At 41.3% G+C, this 19,288-nt stretch carries 15 protein-coding genes and 2 rRNA genes (1 of these 17 running past the window's edge); 15 read left to right on the forward strand and 2 right to left on the reverse strand.

Annotated elements, in window-relative coordinates:
* Positions 1–257: 257 nt before the first annotated feature.
* Genes IGI68_RS06070 through IGI68_RS06080 form a run of 3 tightly spaced genes read left to right on the forward strand, consistent with a single transcriptional unit; the run spans position 258 to position 2,154 of the window.
* Positions 258–1,463: an FtsW/RodA/SpoVE family cell cycle protein gene (locus tag IGI68_RS06070; RefSeq protein ID WP_071875387.1), complete on the forward strand. Its 1,206-nt coding sequence runs from the start codon at positions 258–260 to the stop codon at positions 1,461–1,463.
* Positions 1,460–1,819: an arsenate reductase family protein gene (locus tag IGI68_RS06075; protein WP_071875386.1), complete on the forward strand. Its 360-nt coding sequence runs from the start codon at positions 1,460–1,462 to the stop codon at positions 1,817–1,819. The genes IGI68_RS06070 and IGI68_RS06075 overlap by 4 nt, the downstream gene beginning before the upstream one ends.
* Positions 1,816–2,154: a glycine cleavage system protein H gene (locus IGI68_RS06080; RefSeq protein WP_071875385.1), complete on the forward strand. Its 339-nt coding sequence runs from the start codon at positions 1,816–1,818 to the stop codon at positions 2,152–2,154. Before IGI68_RS06075 ends, IGI68_RS06080 begins: the two co-directional genes overlap by 4 nt.
* A 66-nt stretch (positions 2,155–2,220) precedes the next feature.
* Here IGI68_RS06080 and IGI68_RS06085 read toward each other — a convergent pair whose 3' ends face one another.
* On the reverse strand, positions 2,221–2,808 hold the full coding sequence (locus IGI68_RS06085) for a 50S ribosomal protein L25/general stress protein Ctc (RefSeq protein ID WP_071875384.1): 588 nt from the start codon (positions 2,806–2,808) through the stop codon (positions 2,221–2,223).
* A gap of 295 nt (positions 2,809–3,103) precedes the next feature.
* Between IGI68_RS06085 and IGI68_RS06090 the strand changes: the two genes are divergently transcribed.
* From IGI68_RS06090 to udk, 3 genes are all read left to right on the forward strand, one after another.
* Positions 3,104–3,823 carry a pseudouridine synthase gene (locus IGI68_RS06090; protein ID WP_438731391.1) on the forward strand — a complete coding sequence of 240 codons (720 nt, stop codon included), beginning with the start codon at positions 3,104–3,106 and terminating at the stop codon, positions 3,821–3,823.
* A 24-nt stretch (positions 3,824–3,847) separates the two neighbouring features.
* Complete coding sequence (locus IGI68_RS06095; RefSeq protein WP_438731394.1) at positions 3,848–4,531, forward strand: YjjG family noncanonical pyrimidine nucleotidase; 684 nt, start codon at positions 3,848–3,850, stop codon at positions 4,529–4,531.
* Between the two features lie 86 nt (positions 4,532–4,617).
* A complete protein-coding gene (gene udk / locus IGI68_RS06100) occupies positions 4,618–5,250 on the forward strand; it encodes a uridine kinase (RefSeq protein WP_071875381.1) in 633 nt (210 codons plus the stop codon).
* Between the two features lie 274 nt (positions 5,251–5,524).
* On the opposite strand, the gene IGI68_RS06105 is transcribed toward udk, so the two are convergent.
* Entirely contained in the window at positions 5,525–6,493 is a 969-nt protein-coding gene (locus IGI68_RS06105; RefSeq protein ID WP_438731397.1) for a linear amide C-N hydrolase, read from the reverse strand.
* A 278-nt stretch (positions 6,494–6,771) separates the two neighbouring features.
* Here IGI68_RS06105 and IGI68_RS06110 point away from each other — a divergent pair, with 278 nt between their 5' ends.
* The 9 genes from IGI68_RS06110 to IGI68_RS06150 form a co-directional block, all read left to right on the forward strand.
* On the forward strand, positions 6,772–7,725 hold the full coding sequence (locus IGI68_RS06110) for a Gfo/Idh/MocA family protein (protein WP_438731400.1): 954 nt from the start codon (positions 6,772–6,774) through the stop codon (positions 7,723–7,725).
* 105 nt (positions 7,726–7,830) lie between these two features.
* Positions 7,831–8,610, forward strand: a complete 780-nt coding sequence (locus IGI68_RS06115) for an HAD family hydrolase (RefSeq protein ID WP_071875434.1) — start codon at positions 7,831–7,833, stop codon at positions 8,608–8,610.
* Positions 8,611–8,629: 19 nt separating this feature from the next.
* On the forward strand, positions 8,630–9,052 hold the full coding sequence (gene mgsA / locus IGI68_RS06120; RefSeq protein WP_273229622.1) for a methylglyoxal synthase: 423 nt from the start codon (positions 8,630–8,632) through the stop codon (positions 9,050–9,052).
* A 181-nt stretch (positions 9,053–9,233) separates the two neighbouring features.
* The gene (locus tag IGI68_RS06125) at positions 9,234–10,031 is read left to right on the forward strand and encodes a TIGR00282 family metallophosphoesterase (protein ID WP_273229624.1); all 798 of its coding nucleotides are present in this window, start codon (positions 9,234–9,236) and stop codon (positions 10,029–10,031) included.
* 12 nt (positions 10,032–10,043) lie between these two features.
* Positions 10,044–10,415, forward strand: coding sequence for a YlbF family regulator (locus IGI68_RS06130; RefSeq protein ID WP_273229626.1), 372 nt, complete (start codon positions 10,044–10,046; stop codon positions 10,413–10,415).
* Position 10,416: 1 nt separating this feature from the next.
* Positions 10,417–12,960, forward strand: a complete 2,544-nt coding sequence (mutS, locus tag IGI68_RS06135) for a DNA mismatch repair protein MutS (RefSeq protein ID WP_438731405.1) — start codon at positions 10,417–10,419, stop codon at positions 12,958–12,960.
* Positions 12,961–12,982: 22 nt separating this feature from the next.
* Positions 12,983–14,935 carry a DNA mismatch repair endonuclease MutL gene (gene mutL / locus IGI68_RS06140; RefSeq protein ID WP_071875374.1) on the forward strand — a complete coding sequence of 651 codons (1,953 nt, stop codon included), beginning with the start codon at positions 12,983–12,985 and terminating at the stop codon, positions 14,933–14,935.
* Positions 14,936–15,558: 623 nt separating this feature from the next.
* Positions 15,559–17,116: ribosomal RNA gene (locus IGI68_RS06145) — 16S ribosomal RNA — on the forward strand.
* 278 nt (positions 17,117–17,394) lie between these two features.
* Positions 17,395–19,288 (forward strand): 23S ribosomal RNA (locus tag IGI68_RS06150) (it continues 1,021 nt past the right edge of the window).
* Together the 16S and 23S rRNA genes form the textbook arrangement of a ribosomal RNA operon.

The following is a 19,288-nucleotide window of genomic DNA, read 5'->3' on the forward strand; positions in this document are numbered from 1 at the left end:
AAAAGTTCTGTAAGTTCACCGGGGCATCAAGGCTCAGAGTCCGTTATCCATTCAGACAACCTCATTTCCTAAGGTGCATTTGATTAGATGGTTGAAAAAGAAGAGAATAGTTAAAAAAATAAAGCACTAACTTATTTAAATGATTGGTTATTGTTGTTAAAAACTTAAAAATTTACTGAATGTCGTTCCCTTCTCTTTCAATTATTAGAAAAGCCCTCTATAATAGGAGAAGTATTTCTTAAGAAAAGAGCGAAGCGATGAATAAAAATATATTTAGAAATGATAATCGAATTGACTACGGGGTGATTTTGCCCGTCTTTATTTTGTGTTTATTTGGTTTAGCCGCTGTTTATGTGGCGTATGATCAAAGTCCTATTTTTACTGGGAATCCAGCCATAGAAGTGTGGCGTCAAGTATTATGGTATGTCATTGGTATCGTAGCCGTCGTCATTATTATGCATATGAAATCAAAATGGCTTTGGAAACTCACTCCCTTTATTTATGGGTTAGGCTTAATTGTCATGGGGTTACTTTTAAAGTTTTATGACCAAGCAACATTTGAAGCAACGGGGTCGCGCAACTGGTTCCGCTTAGGTGGCTTTAGTGTGCAACCGGCGGAATTGATGAAAATCGCGGTGATTTTAATGTTGGCGCTCGTCGTTACCAAACATAATGCGACTTATCGCAAAGTGGCCACCTTAAAGACAGATGGCTTATTGATTGCCAAGATGTTAGCAGTGATGCTACCGGTGATTGTCTTAATTATGTTACAAGATGACTTTGGGTCTATGTTAGTCTTTTTAGCTATTTTTGGTGGGATCTTCTTAATGTCAGGAATTTCTTGGGAGATTATCGTGCCGACAGTTGTGGTGATGTTATTACTTGGAGTGACCATGATTTTTCTCGTATTGAGTGATACGGGCCGAGAGATATTATCCAAATTTGGATTCTCCGCTTATCAGTTCGCGCGGATTGATGCATGGATTGATCCTTTCCATGATATGCAAGGTAGTTCGATGCAAGTCGCCAATTCAATGATGGCGATTGGCTCAGGTGGCATGCTCGGTAAGGGCTTCAATGTGAGCGATGTTTACGTCCAAGTAAGAGAATCGGATATGATTTTTTCCGTCATTGGCGAAAATTTTGGCTTTGTTGGAAGTACCCTCGTTATTTTGCTGTATTTTGTCTTGATTTATCGGATGATTCGCGTTTGTTTTGACACGAACAATGAATTTTATGCCTACATTGCCACAGGGATTATTATGATGATTTTATTTCACGTTTTTGAAAATATTGGGGCAAATATTGGTTTGCTACCGTTAACCGGAATTCCCTTACCGTTTATCAGTCAAGGGGGATCGGCCTTGCTTAGTAATATGATTGGGATTGGCTTGATTTTATCGATGCGATATCAAGCGACACCAGAAGTAGAAATGAATGAAAAAAGGAAGCGAAATCGATGATTACACTGTATTGGTATCCAAAATGTAGTACGTGTAAAGATGCAAAAAAATGGTTAGAAGAAGCTGGATTTGAAGTTGAGACGATTGACTTAGTGAAAGAGCCGCCAAGTGTCACGTTATTAACCCAGTGGATGACCCAAAGTGAGTTGCCTATTCGTCGTTTTTTTAATACAAGTGGGATGAAGTATCGGGAACTAGGCTTGAAAGATTTGGTGAATGACTATACAATAGAAGAGGCCAGTCAACAGTTAAACAGTGATGGGATGTTGTTAAAACGACCGATTTTAGTCAAAGACCACCAATTTTTAGCGAATGGCTTTAAAGCAGATGCATATGAAAGGATTTTGTTAAAATGAAAACACCATGTTTAAAGAAAAAAGATAATTTATGGATTTTGTTTAATGGATCGGAATATGTTGTTGGGTTAACAAGTGAAGCGCAAGAAGAATTAGGTGAAATCACATTTATTGACTTGCCAGGAGAAGGCCAAGAGTTAAAACAAGGTGAAACGTTGCTTGAAGTTGAAGCAGAAAAAGCCGTGAGTGAGTTTTCAAGTCCTTTAACGGGTGTGATTTCTTCGATAAATGAAAAAATTGATCAAGATATTACCGTCTTGAATGACCAAGACGAATTGTGTGCTTGGATTCTGAGCTATAAAAATGTCTCAGCTGAAGAGTTTCATGCCTTATAAATCAAATTGAATCAATCAAAAAAAGCTCGAAATCAATCAAGATTTCGAGCTTTTGCGTTTTATATATTATTCAGCTGCTGGAGCTTCTTCTACTGTTTCTTCTGCTGCACGAGCTTCAGAAATCGCACAAATTTGTTCTACGCCGTCAGTCACGATCGTGAAATCTGTTGTAGTTTCTAAGTCAGCTACTGTAATCGATTGACCGATGCTTAATTCAGAAATATCGACTTCGATTTTCTCTGGTAATTTATCAGGTGTTGCTGAAACAATCACGCTGTATAAGTTTTGTGTTAAGGCTCCACCAAGTTTTACGCCAGGTGCTTCTCCAACTAAAACAATCTCAGCTTCTACTTCTGTTTCTTCGGACATGTTCACTGATAACAATTCGATATGGTTGATTTCTTTGGTAAATGTTTCTGTCGTGATTTGATGAATTAAGGTATTATACTCTTTACCTTCAATTGATACACGAACAACTGCGTTTAATCCTTCGTCTTTTAAAATGCGTTTGAAAGCGGAAGTAGCGACCGAAATCGGGGTACTTTCAATTTGATACCCATTGATGATTCCAGGGATTTGACCTTCGTGACGTAACTTGTTGCGGTTGGCACGGGGACGGAGCGCTCTTTTGCTGACTTCTAATGATACTGACATAACTAAATTCCTCCTAATTTTTCTGTCTGAGACAGTCATTTCGAAGTAAATCGTGTTACTCTTTCACATTTAAAGGTTAAGGGTGCGTACAAGACATGTACGTGATAAGGTAATAAAAAACATTACCTAGAAAGGGTTTAGTCACTTTCTCCACCAGTTCATAACACTGTGTGTAGTTAGAAACAAATATTTACTTTACTCTATAACCATAGGACGAATTCCTTCATCTGTCAAGTTTTCTCCTTTTTCCACTCGAAAAAGTACGCTATAATAGAAAAAGAAAGAAAGGGATTCGATGCGTTTAGACAAGTTAATAGAACAACAATTACAAACTTCGCGAAAAGAAATGAAGCAACTCTTTCGTACGCGTCAAGTGAGGGTTGACGGGGAAGTTTGCTTCCAACAAAACAAAAATGTTGATAGCTTTTTGCACGAAATCACGGTAGCTGATCAAGTTCTTCAGACGCACGACGTTTATTATTTATTAAATAAACCTAAAGGTGTGGTGACAGCGAACGTAGATCAGGAGCATCTGACAGTGTTTGATCTCTTGCATCTGGCTGATTTTCGCTCAGATTTAGTTGCCGCCGGTCGTTTAGATCGAGACACAAAAGGGTTATTACTCCTAACAAGTAACGGCCAATTAGTCTATGATTTGCTTCATCCAACGAAAAAAGTGATCAAAACGTATGAAGCGTGCATTAACGAAGAGGTAACGCAAGAAGATATTGCCGCTTTTGCCGATGGGATTGTCTTTTTAGATGGAACGGTTTGTCAAAGTGCGCCACTTACGATCGTCAGTTATGACGTACAAAGTCAAACGAGTGATGTTCGCTTGCAGATTCAAGAAGGAAAATTTCATCAAGTGAAAAAAATGTTTTTAGCTCGTGGTAAAAAAGTCGTTGCCTTAAAACGGGTCGCGATGGGGCCACTTGAATTAGGGACGCTTCCGGAAGGTCAATATCGAGCGCTCAGTTTAACAGAATTACAACAACTCAAACCTTATTTTCGTTAAGGTTTACAAAAAAGGAGAATGTTCATGTGTTATACCACACTATTATTTGATGTCGATGATACATTGCTTGATTTTCAAGCAGCTGAAAGCCAAGCGTTAAAAGCGTTATTTGAAAAAGAAGGCCTTAATTTTACTTCAGATAAAGAAAAGCTTTATAAAGAAGTCAACGAAGCACGCTGGCGCGCCTTCGAAACGGGAGAAATGAGTCGCGATGAAGTTGTCAATGGTCGTTTTGGAGCCTTTTTTCAACTACTGAATCATGAAGTCGATAGTCTCGCGATGGAACAAGCGTACCGTGAATTCTTAAATGAAGGCCATCAACTGTTAGGGAACAGCTTAGAAGTCGTGCAGCATTTTGCCGAAAAAGCTGATTTATATATTGTGACGAATGGCGTCTCTAAAACACAATTTAAACGGTTGGAAGACTCAAAATTACTTCCTTATTTTAAAGAAGTCATTGTCTCTGAAGATACGGGCTACCAAAAACCAATGATTGAATTTTTTGAGTATACATTTGCGAAAATTCCGAATTTGAACAAAGCACAAACCGTCATTATTGGTGATTCTTTATCGTCTGATATTCAAGGGGGCATCAATGCCGAAATTGATACCATTTGGTTGCGGCCAGATACACCGAAAACACCACTTGCGATTGAACCGACCCATCAAATTCGTCAATTAGAAGACCTTTATTCGCTACTTTCTTAGAAAATGGCGAAATCGCTAGAATTTTTATTGAATTTGGCTATAATAAAAAAGGATAACGAAACAAGGGAAAGAAGGAGCTTTTTAAAATGACAAATAACAGACCAATCATTATTGGCGTGACGGGTGGATCCGGGAGTGGGAAGACAAGTATTAGTCGTGCGATTTTGGATCAGTTTCCGAATCATTCGATTATGATGCTAGAACATGATTCTTATTACAAGAATCAAGATCACCTAGTCTTTGAAGAACGTTTAAATACGAATTATGATCACCCTTTTGCCTTTGATACCGATTTATTGATCGAACACTTAGAACAACTGCGCCGCTTTGAAACGATTGAAAAACCGGTATATGATTATGTCAGACATACAAGAAGCGCTGAAGTCATTTTACAAGAGCCAAAAGAAGTCATTATTCTTGAAGGGATTTTAATCTTAGAAGATGAACGTTTACGGAATTTAATGGATATTAAAATCTACGTCGAAACCGATGACGATATTCGGATTATTCGTCGGATTAAGCGTGATATGGAAGAACGTGGTCGGACTTTGGACTCCGTGATTGATCAATATTTATCAGTCGTTAAGCCAATGTATCACCAATTTATCGAACCCACAAAGCGTTATGCCGATGTGATTGTGCCGGAGGGTGGGGCAAATTACGTAGCGATTGATTTAATTAATACGAAAATCCAATCAATTTTTGAGAGCAAAGCCTAGTTATTTGTCAAAGAATATGTTACTATCTATTTTATGCGACAGAGCCGAGGAGAACTAGTTCGTCTAGTTAACTCAAACAGAGGCACATGAAGTGATTCACCTACCGGATTTGTAGGGTGTCGGAATCTTTTTTTGTGGAGAAGAGAGATTCTACTAGCAATAGTACTGGATAAAAAAGGAGTTAAGACATTCATTTGTCTTAACTCCTTTTTTTTTATCCTTATGAGGGTCTAGCTAAAATGAAAATGAAAGAATCGTGGGTTCTTTTTTTGACCTAGAGGTTTTTCTCCTGTTGAAGAGGAACAAATTGAATGTCCGTTTCAGTGAGATAATCCTCAAGTTGGAAGGCTTGAATAAAAGAATGATTGTGTCCTTTGATGAAATAGGCTTTTTGTTTCGTATCCATGACACTCGTGTATAACGTTTCATCGCAATGACCATTCGTAGCGTCGCCCACTGCACCTGTAGGAATATCAAATTGCCCTAAAATTCGAAAAGCTTGTCGGATAGCTGCTTGACGATCGAGGTCTTTTGGTGTTTGTGCGACAAAGTAAGCGGCACGAATAAAGCGTGAAGGCGGTGTGAAATCTCCAGGAAGCCCCACCAGTCCATTGCCTTCGCCCAATTTTGTAAGGGTGACGTCGTTGAAATGGCTAGATTCAATATTTTCAGGTTTTAGATGCAAATAATTCTTCAAATTGGTCGCGTGCCATGAAAAATCTGGCGCATTGGTTAAAACGCCATAAGGATTGTCATGTGCAATGAGGGAACCCTCTCTTGGTTCTAAGACAACAGTCGCACCTTGTTGATCCATAAAAAAGAAGTGCATACTCATCGATTTGACGCCGGCTGCGTTTTGCGCGAGTAGATTGATTGTGGCAGCCGTCGCTTTTACTTCTTCGACATCTTGACAACGGGTCAATAAAAAATCAAACGCTTCTGAACTGATTAGATTAATCCGATCCTCGCTACACTCTTTGGCAAAAGTCGCATAAGCAGGAAAGAAATTATTTGAACCCATCAGCCCTTTTTCGTTAATCCCATCTCCAAAGGAAGGCTGGTCAAAAAAGCCTGTCCCGATTGTTGAAAAACGCGTTTCGTACGTGCGTCCCTCACTCGTTTTAAAAAAATCTTGCGTGTTTTTTGGAACATAGAGAATTTGGTGCGTTAACGCTTGCGTGATTTCTAACGTTCGACCAAATACGTGTCCCTCTTTGTAATGAAATCCAATGGTTGTACACATCTTTTTTTCCCCTTTCTTTTCTTTGTTTCACCTAATGACTTTAGTATAACATAGCGATAAAACTTCGATTGCCATGAACCGTTATACGACGAGTCCTTCTTCATCAGAGGAAGAAGGACGTAAGAAGTATTGGGGAACATTTAGAGAAAAAGTCACGAGTTTGAGCAATCGGCACAGATTATAATGAATCCATTAGCAGAATATGCTAGTATAAAAAGAAAGAAAGAGCACCTAAAAAAGTGATGCGATTTCACAACCTTAGGAGAGAAGGAAAAAACATGACGATTAAATATGGCATTATCAGTACTGCAACCATCGTTCCGCGTTTTGTCGCAGGAATTGTTGAATGCGCTGACGCAGAAGTTTGGGCAATTGCGGCACGTGAGCAAAAAAAAGCTCAAAAAATGGCGGACGCTTTAAAGATTCCACACGTTTATGCGAGTTATGCTGAATTATTTTTAGACGAAGAAATTGATGTCATTTACATTGCTACCTATAATCGAGCCCATTATGCTGTTGCAAAAGAAGCCTTGCTAGCTGGAAAATCGGTATTACTCGAAAAACCCTTTACACTAACGCTGGATGAAGCGGAAGACTTATTTGCGCTTGCGCAAGCACAAGGGGTATTTTTGATGGAAGCGCAAAAAGCCTTATTTTATCCCTTAACACAAACAATCAAAACGTTAATTGCAGATGGGGAAATTGGAGAAGTCAAGTACTTGGATTGTCGTATGATGCATACGAACGCCGATCACATTCCTTGGTTTAAGGATTTAGCATCCGGAGGTGGCGCGTTATATGGTTCAGGAAGTTATCCTATTGAATATTTCCAGTATGTGACAGAAGGCAAGATTGAAGAAGTTGCAGGGACGGCTATGTTCTCGCCTGATGAGTCTGATAGTCAATGTGACGTTAGTATCTTATTTAAAGAAGGATTTCAAGGTCATTTATTGATTTCAACCCTCTTTGAAGGACCAAGTGAGTTGACGATTTATGGGACGAAAGGGCGCATTCATCTTCCTGATTTTTGGAAAAAACAAACAGCAACCATCATCCGTGATCAATCAGTAGAAGAAATCACGTATGCTCACCAAAGTGAATTTGTGTTTGAAATCGCGCATGTCAATCAGTGTTTACAAGAAGGGTTACAAGCAAGTCCGATTGCGACACCTGATATGACCATGCAATGTGTCGAGTTAGTCGAAAAAATGTACCAACAATGGTTATCTTAAGAAATGCCTTTATAAACAGAGCACAAACAATTGAAAAAATTCCTTTTCTATGATTAAGTAAGAAGGAATGAAAAAAATGATGCAAAGAAAGTGAGCTTTTTAATAGTGGGAAGTCGAAAATTATTAGCATTTGATATTGATGGGACAATTTTAGATTCGAATAAACGTCCGTTGCCAAGTACGTTAGAAGCGTTAGATGCGTTACGAAAAGCCGGACATTTTGTTACCTTAGCAACGGGGAGAAGTCGGTTTTTAGCGGAATCCGTTATTCGCGAGTTACAATTTGAAAATTATATTTTATGTAATGGCGCGGCTGGTTTTTTTAATCACCAACAAGTATTTAAAGAAACACTGGATCAAAAGGCGCTAACTACTTTAATTGAAGTGTGCCAAGCAAGAGGGATTGATACTGCCATCGTGCAACTCGATCAATCGAAACGTTTGAGCTCATTTGATTTGGAGAAAATGCAAGACGCGATGACATCATTTGGGTCAACGGCTTCTGAATTAGGCGGATTTTCTCATGACGATGAAGTTTATCAGGCATTGGCCTATTACGAAAAAGACTGCGATCCATTATTTGAAGGTCAACATCCAGCCTTTAATTTTGTTCGTTGGCATGAAAAATGTGTCGATGTTATTCCAGCTAATGGGTCAAAAGCCCGGACGCTTTTAGCGCTAGCAGAACGCTTAGGGATTGATCGGGCAGATATTATCGGTTTTGGGGATGGCTTAAATGATCGTGAGATGTTGCGCGAATCAGGAATTGGTGTGGCAATGGGTAATGCTTCGCTGCTCGTACAACAAGAAGCAGATCTAGTCACCAAAGATCACAATCATGACGGAATTTGGCATGCATTAAAAGAATTACACTTAATCGATTAAAAGTTGCGGAGGAGATAAAATGAAAATTGCGTTAATTGCTCATGATCGAAAAAAAGATTTGATGGTTAAATTAGTGACGGCTTATCGTTTTATTTTAGAAAAACATGAATTGTATGCAACAGGAACGACAGGAACAAGAATTACTGAAGCGACGCAATTACCGGTTCATCGCTTTAAATCAGGCCCTTTAGGTGGCGATCAACAAATTGGTGCGATGATTTCAGAAGATGATCTCGATATGGTGATTTTTCTAAGAGACCCACTCGCAGCACAACCACATGAACCAGATGTGACGGCGTTGATTCGCTTATCAGATGTTTATGAAATTCCTTTGGCAACGAATATCGGGACGGCTGAAATATTACTGCGTGGTCTCGATGCTGGTTTTGCTGATTTTCGTGAAGTCATCCATGAAGGCGATCGCCGACCAATTGCTTTATAAAAACACAAACTGTTCCTGGCTTCGTACTAGGCAACAGTTTTTTTCTTTTGTTCCGTCTTCAAAAGAGCAATCCCAATCACTTTTTATGAATAAGGCAAGACGGCAAACCTTTTTTTTACACCTTAAAACCGATATAATAGAAGAAGCAGCGAATGAACGTGTGTGAGGAAAGAGGAAAAACATGAAAATTTTATTTATCGGCGATGTCGTAGGATCTCTAGGACGTGAGGCCATTACAGAATATGTCCCAAAATTAAAGAAAAAATACCGCCCTCAAGTGACGATTATTAATGGTGAAAATGCGGCAGCGGGTCGCGGGATTACGGAAAAAATTTATAAAGGCTTTTTACAAGACGGAGCGGATGTCGTCACGTTAGGTAATCATGCCTGGGATAATCGCGAAATCTTTGAATTTATTGCAGATGCCAAAAAATTAGTTCGACCAGTGAATTTTCCGGCGGGAACGCCTGGTGTCGGAATCGTCTACATTAAAGTCAATCAAGTCGAACTAGCCGTCATTAACTTACAAGCGCGCACGTTTATGGTGGCGCTTGAAGATCCATTTACCACCATGGACCAGTTGTTAGCGGAGGTTCGCGAACGGACGCCCTTTATTTTTGTTGATTTTCACGGCGAAGCGACAAGTGAAAAACAAGCATTGGGCTGGTATTTGGATGGTCGGGTTTCGGCCATCGTTGGTACCCATACCCATGTTCAAACAAACGATGCGCGGATTTTACCTCAAGGAACAGCCTACTTAACGGATGTTGGGATGACAGGTCCTTACGATGGGATTTTAGGAATGAAGCGCGATGCAGTCATCGAGAAATTCTTGACGGCTTTACCTCGTCGTTTTGAAGTTGTCGAAAGTGGGCGTATGATTGTGTCAGCATGTGTGATTGAAATAGACGATCGGACCGGGAAAGCGAAGTCGATTCAAGCTTTTCAAATTAGTGAAGATCGCCCATTCATGGAGTAAAGGAGAAAAATTGTGACATTTTTAGAAGAAGAAAAACAATTAGAACAAGAAGTCGAGAAATTGTTAGACTTATTAAAAAATCATGAAAGTGTGCAACAGTTCCAAACGGTGCGTGATCGCGCCGAAAACCATCCAAAACTAAAAGAATTAGAAGCGCAAATTAAAGCAGCGCAAAAAGATGCCGTGAATTTTGAACATTATGGGAAACCAGAAGCGCAAAGGCAGGCGGTTGCTGAAATTAATCGCTTAAATAAAGAATATAAAAGTCATCCTTTAGTTGAAAGTTATCGTCAAAGTTTAATTGAAGCGGATGAGTTATTGCAACATGTCTCGACGATGATTCAAAAAAACGTCAATCGAGTAATTGAGGGAGAGGAGGAATAACATGCCGCCAGAAACCAAATTAACCCCAATGATGGAACAGTATTTTAAGATTAAAGCGGCTTATCCCGATGCTTTTTTGTTTTATCGTTTAGGTGATTTCTATGAACTCTTTTATACGGATGCCATTGAAGTTTCGCAATTATTAGAATTGACGTTAACCAGTCGGAATAAAAACGCAGTGGATCCAGTACCAATGTGTGGCGTGCCTTATCACGCGGCGGCAGCTTATATTGATACGTTAGTCGAACAAGGGTATAAAGTCGCAATTTGTGAACAAGTAGAAGATCCAAAAACAGCCAAAGGGATGGTCAAACGGGAAGTCGTGCAATTAGTCACTCCCGGAACGGTGATGGAAGGAAAAAACCTTTCCGCTAAAGATAATAACTACTTAGTCGCTTTAGCGCAAGGGATCTCGGATTTTCAACTCGCCTATGTGGACTTAAGTACCGGTGAGCTCAAAGTCGCCCTTATCGCAGACGAAGAAGGCGTCCTAAATGAGGTCTCTGTTCTACAAGCCAAAGAAGTACTGTTAACCAACGACATCTCCGAATCGACGAAAGAGTTGTTAGAAAAAAGACTTGGACTCGTTTTTTCTTATCAAGAAACGATGATTTGTCCATCGCATTTTGAATCGTTAACGAATGAACTGGATGAAGGATTAAAAGAGGTTACATTAAAACTATTAACTTATTTAAATGAAACACAAAAAAGAAGTTTAGATCATCTGCAGCAAGCGCGGATGTATCAAGTCGATCACTTTTTAAAATTAGATTACCATTCAAAAGCGAACTTGGAATTGATTCAAGCGCTTCGTACCGGAAAAAAACAAGGAACATTATTATGGTTATTAGATGAAACAAAAACAGCAATGGGGGGTCGCTTACTAAAACAATGGATTGACCGACCGTTAATTCAGCAACAAGCCATTGAGACGCGCCAAAATCAAGTTGCCTCCTTCGTCCACGCATTTTTTGAACGTGGTGATTTACAAGAAGCCCTAAAAAAAGTCTATGATTTAGAACGACTAGCAGGAAGAGTTGCCTTTGGAAATGTCAATGGTCGTGATTTAATTCAACTAAAAACATCCTTGCAGCAAATTCCGCTATTGCGTCATATTCTCCAAGGAATCGATCAAGGGGAGTGGCAAGGATTACTTTCACGCTTGTCACCGATGGAAGACCTCGTACAATTAATCGAAACAGGGATTAGCGAAGATGCCCCCCTCGCAATAACAGAAGGGAAAGTCATTAAGACAGGCTTTAACGAGCAACTTGATCAGTATCGAGAAGCGATGTCGTCTGGGAAAAAATGGTTAGCGGAGCTCGAAGCGAAAGAACGCCAAGCAACCGGCATTAAAACCTTGAAAATCGGCTTTAATCGCGTGTTTGGTTATTATATTGAAATCACAAAAGCGAATCTGGTTCATTTACCTGAGAATCGCTATGAGCGAAAACAAACGTTAGCCAACGCAGAACGCTTTATCAGTCCAGAGTTAAAAGAAATCGAAACATTAATCTTAGAAGCAGAAGAAAAATCGGTAGACTTAGAATACCAATTGTTTTTAGCCATTCGGGAAGAAGTCAAAAAAAGTATTGCGTCCTTGCAACAACTAGCCCAAGCAGTCAGTGAAATCGATGTCTTGCAAAGTTTTGCGACAGTCAGCGAAAAATATCAATATGTTCGCCCGACATTCAATCAAGAGGGGCGCTTACGCATTATTGACGGACGTCATCCGGTGGTAGAAAAAGTGTTAGGTCATCAAGAATACATTCCCAATTCAATTGAAATGGATCAAGATAGTTTGATTTTATTAATTACCGGTCCAAATATGTCCGGGAAAAGCACGTATATGCGACAATTAGCTTTGACGGTAATTATGGCCCAAATTGGCTGTTTTATTCCAGCCGAAAGTGCCGAGATGCCTCTTTTCGATCAAATCTTTACTCGAATTGGTGCTAGTGATGATTTAATTGCCGGTCAAAGTACGTTTATGGTGGAAATGATTGAAGCGAACCATGCGCTACAACATGCGACAACGAATAGTTTGATTTTATTTGATGAACTTGGGCGAGGAACGGCCACTTATGATGGCATGGCATTAGCACAAGCCATTATTGAATACATTCATCGCGAAGTACGGGGTAAGACCTTGTTTTCAACCCATTATCATGAACTCACCGTGCTAGAAGAAGAACTCTCGCAACTAAAAAATGTGCACGTTGGCGCAGTAGAAAAAGAAGGGGAGCTCGTTTTCTTACACAAAATGCTTCCTGGTCCCGCTGATAAAAGTTATGGGATACATGTGGCGAAAATTGCGGGATTACCAAAAAGACTGTTGGAACGGGCTGATGATTTGTTAGTTCAATTAGAAAATGGCCATCCGATACAAAAAGCGCCATTGCCAGTTGAACAACTCTCGCTTTTTCACGAAGGGAATGAGGAAGAGCAACGGGTCCTTGACGAACTCAGAAGATTAAACGTTTTAGAGATGACACCGTTAGACGCGATGAATGTCTTACACCAATTACAAAAGAAAGTAAAATGATAATAGAAAGAGGGAACAGAAAATGGGGAAGATCCAAGAACTATCGGAAAGTTTAGCGAACCAAATTGCCGCCGGAGAAGTTGTGGAGCGACCTGCTTCTGTTGTCAAAGAATTGATCGAAAATGCTCTCGATGCCGGGAGCACTCAAATCGATATCTTTCTTGAAGAAGCCGGGTTGAAAAAGATCCAAATCATCGATAATGGGGAAGGGATGTCCCGAGAAGATGCTAGAAATGCCTTTAAACGACATGCCACAAGTAAAATTCATACCAAACATGATTTATTTCGAATAAGAACACTTGGTTTTAGAGGCGAGGCGCTACCTAGTATCGCCTCCGTTTCTCAAGTGACAATCGAAACCGCGCTCAAGGACGAAGAAGAAGGGACTTTACTCGTCTTAACAGGCGGTAAAATTACACAAGAACAACCGAGTGCACTTCGCCGCGGAACGAAAATCACCGTAGAAAATCTATTTTTTAATACGCCTGCCCGCTTGAAGTATGTCAAATCTTTACAGACAGAACTCGCTAATATAGGAGATATCGTTAATCGCCTCGCGCTAAGTCATCCCGAAGTGGCATTTCGCTTAGTCCATGATCATAATAAGATGTTGCAAACGACGGGGAATGGAGATCTTAAACAAAGCATAGCAGGGATTTATGGTGTCGCGCTGGCGAAAAAAATGCGCGAAGTGACAGCAAAAGACCTCGATTTTAACATTCATGGGTATATCTCGTTACCAGAAGTGACAAGAGCAAGCCGAAATTACATGTCTTTGATTATCAATGGTCGGTATATTAAAAACTTTCTATTAAATAAAGCGATTATAAGTGGGTATGGTTCAAAATTGATGGTCGGGCGTTTTCCTATTGTGATTTTAACGATCGATATGGATCCGCTTCTATTAGATGTGAACGTTCATCCGACAAAGCAAGAAGTGCGATTATCAAAAGAAGCAGAACTCTCCACCTTAATTACAACAGCCATTCGAGAAAGTTTACAAGATGAGCGTCTAATCCCTCAAGTGGACTACAATCAATTGTTTAAAAAGAAAAAAGATCTTACTCAGCCAACAGAACAGTTAGCCTTATCATTAAAGGAACCTGCACGTACCAATACTGATTTAGCATTTGATCAAACGACCGGGCAATTTTATATCAAAGAAGTGACGCCTAGCGAAAAGTCGGATGAGTTAAACACGAAGCAAGAGTCCCTCTCGCAAAATAGTAAACCACCTGTTACTGAGGAGACGACAAGTCACGTATCAAATATGTCCACCGTGATCGACCAGAGCGACTCAAAATTAGTACAATCTATACCACCAGAGCAAAAAACTCAAATAGAAGAGTCGCAATCTAATGACGATATGAACGAAACGCAAAAAGGGTTTCCACAATTAGCTTATTTTGGTCAGATGCACGGAACCTATTTATTTGCCCAAAGTGAAGAAGGATTATACATTATTGATCAACATGCTGCCCAAGAACGGATTAAATATGAATACTATCGACGTAAAATTGGAGAAGACGCGGGCGACTTGCAACATTTACTAGTCCCAATAGTCCTTGAATACCCTCAAGATGAATGGCTGAAAATCAATGAAAAACGAACTCAACTAGCCGAAGTGGGGATTCATTTAGAAGATTTTGGTCAACAGAGTTTCATCATCAGAGAGCACCCTACTTGGTACGAAGCAGGAAGAGAAGAAGAGCTTGTCCAAGAAATAATCACCATTGTTTTAGAAACCGGCCGATTTGATCTTGCCAAGTTTCGAGAAGACACGGCTATTATGATGAGTTGCAAAAAATCAATTAAAGCGAATCACTATTTAAATCCGGAACAAGGAAGAGCACTGTTAGCGGATCTAGCACAGTGTGAGAATCCATTTAATTGTCCGCATGGGCGACCAGTACTCATTCATTTTACCAATCGTGAAATGGAGCGGATGTTTAAACGAATTCAAGATTCGCATTAAATAAAGTTATGATTACTGAAAAGTAAGTAGCAGAGTGTTTAATGAGTGTCGCTTTATTTAAGTAGCGTACTTGCCGCTAGAATTCATTCTTCCAAAAAAACGGAATACCTAAAAGAGGGAAACGTTTTTTTGGAATGAAAGAATATCGACTATTCCTAATGTTTAAAAATAAATTAAGGAAAATAAGAAAATAAGCTAGACATTGTGAATTTTAAGTGGTAAATTAGTTAACGTTGGTTTTGAAAAAGTCATTTGAAGTTCAACGATAAAATAACAAATTATAAATAAACATGACTTTCAAAAGCTTGAAATAATAACTCAAAAAGTTGTTGACAAATAACAACGTTGTCTGTTATGATGGTTAAGTTGCGAATGGCGATGACAAATAATAAATTCTAAGTAATTTAGAAAAATAAAAAAAGTTATTGACATGAAGCAGTGAATTTGTTAAGATATAAAAGTTACAACTTAAACGAAAAAACGTAGACCTTTGAAAACTGAACAAAGCAAGCAAAACGAACCAAAAGTGTAGGACACTTCTATTCGATAGAAGTGAACATTACAAGCAAGCAATTTAGCTAGCAAAATTTTTGAGCTTAACAATCGAAAGATTGTTTCAACTTTTTAATGAGAGTTTGATCCTGGCTCAGGACGAACGCTGGCGGCGTGCCTAATACATGCAAGTCGAACGCTTCTTTTTCATCGAACTTCGGTTCACCGGAAAAGAAGAGTGGCGAACGGGTGAGTAACACGTGGGTAACCTACCCATCAGCGGGGGATAACACTTGGAAACAGGTGCTAATACCGCATAATCTTTTTCTCCGCCTGGAGAGGAAGTGAAAGGCGCTTTTGCGTCACTGATGGATGGACCCGCGCTGCATTAGCTAGTTGGTGAGGTAACGGCTCACCAAGGCCACGATGCATAGCCGACCTGAGAGGGTGATCGGCCACACTGGGACTGAGACACGGCCCAGACTCCTACGGGAGGCAGCAGTAGGGAATCTTCGGCAATGGACGAAAGTCTGACCGAGCAACGCCGCGTGAGTGAAGAAGGTTTTCGGATCGTAAAACTCTGTTGTTAGAGAAGAATAAGGATGAGAGTAAAAAGTTCATCCCTTGACGGTATCTAACCAGAAAGCCACGGCTAACTACGTGCCAGCAGCCGCGGTAATACGTAGGTGGCAAGCGTTGTCCGGATTTATTGGGCGTAAAGCGAGCGCAGGCGGTTTCTTAAGTCTGATGTGAAAGCCCCCGGCTTAACCGGGGAGGGTCATTGGAAACTGAGGAACTTGAGTGCAGAAGAGGAGAGTGGAATTCCATGTGTAGCGGTGAAATGCGTAGATATATGGAGGAACACCAGTGGCGAAGGCGACTCTCTGGTCTGTAACTGACGCTGAGGCTCGAAAGCGTGGGGAGCAAACAGGATTAGATACCCTGGTAGTCCACGCCGTAAACGATGAGTGCTAAGTGTTGGAGGGTTTCCGCCCTTCAGTGCTGCAGCTAACGCATTAAGCACTCCGCCTGGGGAGTACGGTCGCAAGACTGAAACTCAAAGGAATTGACGGGGGCCCGCACAAGCGGTGGAGCATGTGGTTTAATTCGAAGCAACGCGAAGAACCTTACCAGGTCTTGACATCCTTTGACCACTCTAGAGATAGAGCTTTCCCTTCGGGGACAAAGTGACAGGTGGTGCATGGTTGTCGTCAGCTCGTGTCGTGAGATGTTGGGTTAAGTCCCGCAACGAGCGCAACCCTTATTGTTAGTTGCCATCATTTAGTTGGGCACTCTAGCGAGACTGCCGGTGACAAACCGGAGGAAGGTGGGGATGACGTCAAATCATCATGCCCCTTATGACCTGGGCTACACACGTGCTACAATGGGAGGTACAACGAGTCGCCAAGCCGCGAGGCTGAGCTAATCTCTTAAAACCTCTCTCAGTTCGGATTGTAGGCTGCAACTCGCCTACATGAAGCCGGAATCGCTAGTAATCGCGGATCAGCATGCCGCGGTGAATACGTTCCCGGGCCTTGTACACACCGCCCGTCACACCACGAAAGTTTGTAACACCCGAAGTCGATGAGGTAACCTTTTTGGAGCCAGTCGCCTAAGGTGGGATAGATGATTGGGGTGAAGTCGTAACAAGGTAGCCGTATCGGAAGGTGCGGCTGGATCACCTCCTTTCTAAGGAATTTGTTTGACGCAATGATGTTTCATCATTTGCCAATCAAACATCACGGAAACTACACATCGTTTGCTCTTTGTTCAGTTTTGAGAGGTTTACTCTCAATTTAATTGTATTTTGCTCATTGAAAACTGGATATTGAAGAAAAGAAATATAACAAACCAAGAACATTGTGTTGGATGATTGTTACATGATTCCAATTACTTTATTTATTTTATCTTTGATCGCGTTTCTATCGCTAGAAACAAAGTCAAAAACCCAACCGTAAGGTTGAGAAGGTTAAGTGAATAAGGGCGCATGGTGGATGCCTTGGCACTAGAAGCCGATGAAGGACGGGACGAACACCGATATGCTTTGGGGAGCTGTACGTAAGCTTTGATCCAGAGATTTCCGAATGGGGAAACCCAACATCTTTTATAGGATGTTACTTTTCAGTGAATACATAGCTGATTAGAGGTAGACGCAGAGAACTGAAACATCTAAGTACCTGCAGGAAGAGAAAGAAAATTCGATTCCCTTAGTAGCGGCGAGCGAAACGGGAACAGCCCAAACCAACAAGCTTGCTTGTTGGGGTTGTAGGACTCCGATATGGTAGTTTTTTCAGATAGTCGAAGGATTTGGAAAAGTCCGTCAAAGAGGGTAAAAACCCCGTAGACGAAATTTGAAAAGCACCTAGGAGGATCCTGAGTACGGCGGAACACGAGGAATTCCGTCGGAATCCGGGAGGACCATCTCCCAAGGCTAAATACTCTCTAGTGACCGATAGTGAACCAGTACCGTGAGGGAAAGGTGAAAAGCACCCCGGAAGGGGAGTGAAATAGATCCTGAAACCATGTGCCTACAACAAGTTAGAGCCCGTTAATGGGTGATAGCGTGCCTTTTGTAGAATGAACCGGCGAGTTACGATTATCTGCGAGGTTAAGTCGAAGAGACGGAGCCGTAGCGAAAGCGAGTCTGAATAGGGCGAATGAGTAGGTGGTCGTAGACCCGAAACCAAGTGATCTACCCATGTCCAGGTTGAAGGTGCGGTAAAACGCACTGGAGGACCGAACCCACGTATGTTGAAAAATGCGGGGATGAGGTGTGGGTAGCGGAGAAATTCCAAACGAACTTGGAGATAGCTGGTTCTCTCCGAAATAGCTTTAGGGCTAGCGTCAGATTTTAAGAATGATGGAGGTAGAGCACTGTTTGGACTAGGGGCCCGTCTAGGGTTACCGAATTCAGATAAACTCCGAATGCCATACATTTATATCTGGCAGTCAGACTGTGAGTGATAAGATCCATAGTCGAAAGGGAAACAGCCCAGACCACCAGCTAAGGTCCCAAAATATATGTTAAGTGGAAAAGGATGTGGGGTTGCACAGACAACTAGGATGTTGGCTCAGAAGCAGCCATCATTTAAAGAGTGCGTAATAGCTCACTAGTCGAGTGACCCTGCGCCGAAAATTTACCGGGGCTAAACATATTACCGAAGCTGTGGAGTGTACGTATGTACACTGGTAGGAGAGCGTTCTAAGGGCGTCGAAGGTAGACCGTGAGGACTGCTGGAGCGCTTAGAAGTGAGAATGCCGGTATGAGTAGCGAAAGACAGGTGAGAATCCTGTCCACCGTATGACTAAGGTTTCCTGGGGAAGGCTCGTCCGCCCAGGGTTAGTCGGGACCTAAGCCGAGGCCGATAGGCGTAGGCGATGGACAACAGGTTGATATTCCTGTACCCGTTGTTTTTGTTTGAGCGATGGAGGGACGCAGTAGGCTAAGAAATGCAGACGATTGGAAATGTCTGTCCAAGCAATAAGTCCGAGTGAGAGTCAAATGCTTTCATTCATTAAGGACAAGTTGTGATGGGGAGGGAAATTTAAGTACCGAAGTTTCTGATGTCACACTGCCGAGAAAAGCTTCTAGTTAGAAAACAACGGCCCGTACCGTAAACCGACACAGGTAGTCGAGGAGAGTATCCTAAGGTGTGCGAGAGAACTCTCGTTAAGGAACTCGGCAAAATGACCCCGTAACTTCGGGAGAAGGGGTGCTGTTCGCAAGAACAGCCGCAGTGAATAGGCCCAAGCGACTGTTTATCAAAAACACAGGTCTCTGCAAAATCGAAAGATGAAGTATAGGGGCTGACGCCTGCCCGGTGCTGGAAGGTTAAGAGGAGTGCTTAGCGCAAGCGAAGG

It is taken from the genome of Enterococcus sp. DIV1314a (assembly GCF_051713805.1).
Classification (GTDB): Bacteria; Bacillota; Bacilli; order Lactobacillales; family Enterococcaceae; genus Enterococcus_I; species Enterococcus_I aquimarinus.

Excerpts from the sequence above, each read along its gene's own strand:
- IGI68_RS06070 (WP_071875387.1), top strand. The coding sequence starts at position 258 with ATGAATAAAAATATATTTAGAAATGATAATCGAATTGACTACGGGGTG.
- IGI68_RS06075 (WP_071875386.1), top strand. The coding sequence starts at position 1,460 with ATGATTACACTGTATTGGTATCCAAAATGTAGTACGTGTAAAGATGCA.
- IGI68_RS06080 (WP_071875385.1), top strand. The coding sequence starts at position 1,816 with ATGAAAACACCATGTTTAAAGAAAAAAGATAATTTATGGATTTTGTTT.
- IGI68_RS06085 (WP_071875384.1), bottom strand. The coding sequence starts at position 2,808 with ATGTCAGTATCATTAGAAGTCAGCAAAAGAGCGCTCCGTCCCCGTGCC.
- IGI68_RS06090 (WP_438731391.1), top strand. The coding sequence starts at position 3,104 with ATGCGTTTAGACAAGTTAATAGAACAACAATTACAAACTTCGCGAAAA.
- IGI68_RS06095 (WP_438731394.1), top strand. The coding sequence starts at position 3,848 with ATGTGTTATACCACACTATTATTTGATGTCGATGATACATTGCTTGAT.
- udk (WP_071875381.1), top strand. The coding sequence starts at position 4,618 with ATGACAAATAACAGACCAATCATTATTGGCGTGACGGGTGGATCCGGG.
- IGI68_RS06105 (WP_438731397.1), bottom strand. The coding sequence starts at position 6,493 with ATGTGTACAACCATTGGATTTCATTACAAAGAGGGACACGTATTTGGT.
- IGI68_RS06110 (WP_438731400.1), top strand. The coding sequence starts at position 6,772 with ATGACGATTAAATATGGCATTATCAGTACTGCAACCATCGTTCCGCGT.
- mgsA (WP_273229622.1), top strand. The coding sequence starts at position 8,630 with ATGAAAATTGCGTTAATTGCTCATGATCGAAAAAAAGATTTGATGGTT.
- IGI68_RS06125 (WP_273229624.1), top strand. The coding sequence starts at position 9,234 with ATGAAAATTTTATTTATCGGCGATGTCGTAGGATCTCTAGGACGTGAG.
- mutS (WP_438731405.1), top strand. The coding sequence starts at position 10,417 with ATGCCGCCAGAAACCAAATTAACCCCAATGATGGAACAGTATTTTAAG.
- mutL (WP_071875374.1), top strand. The coding sequence starts at position 12,983 with ATGGGGAAGATCCAAGAACTATCGGAAAGTTTAGCGAACCAAATTGCC.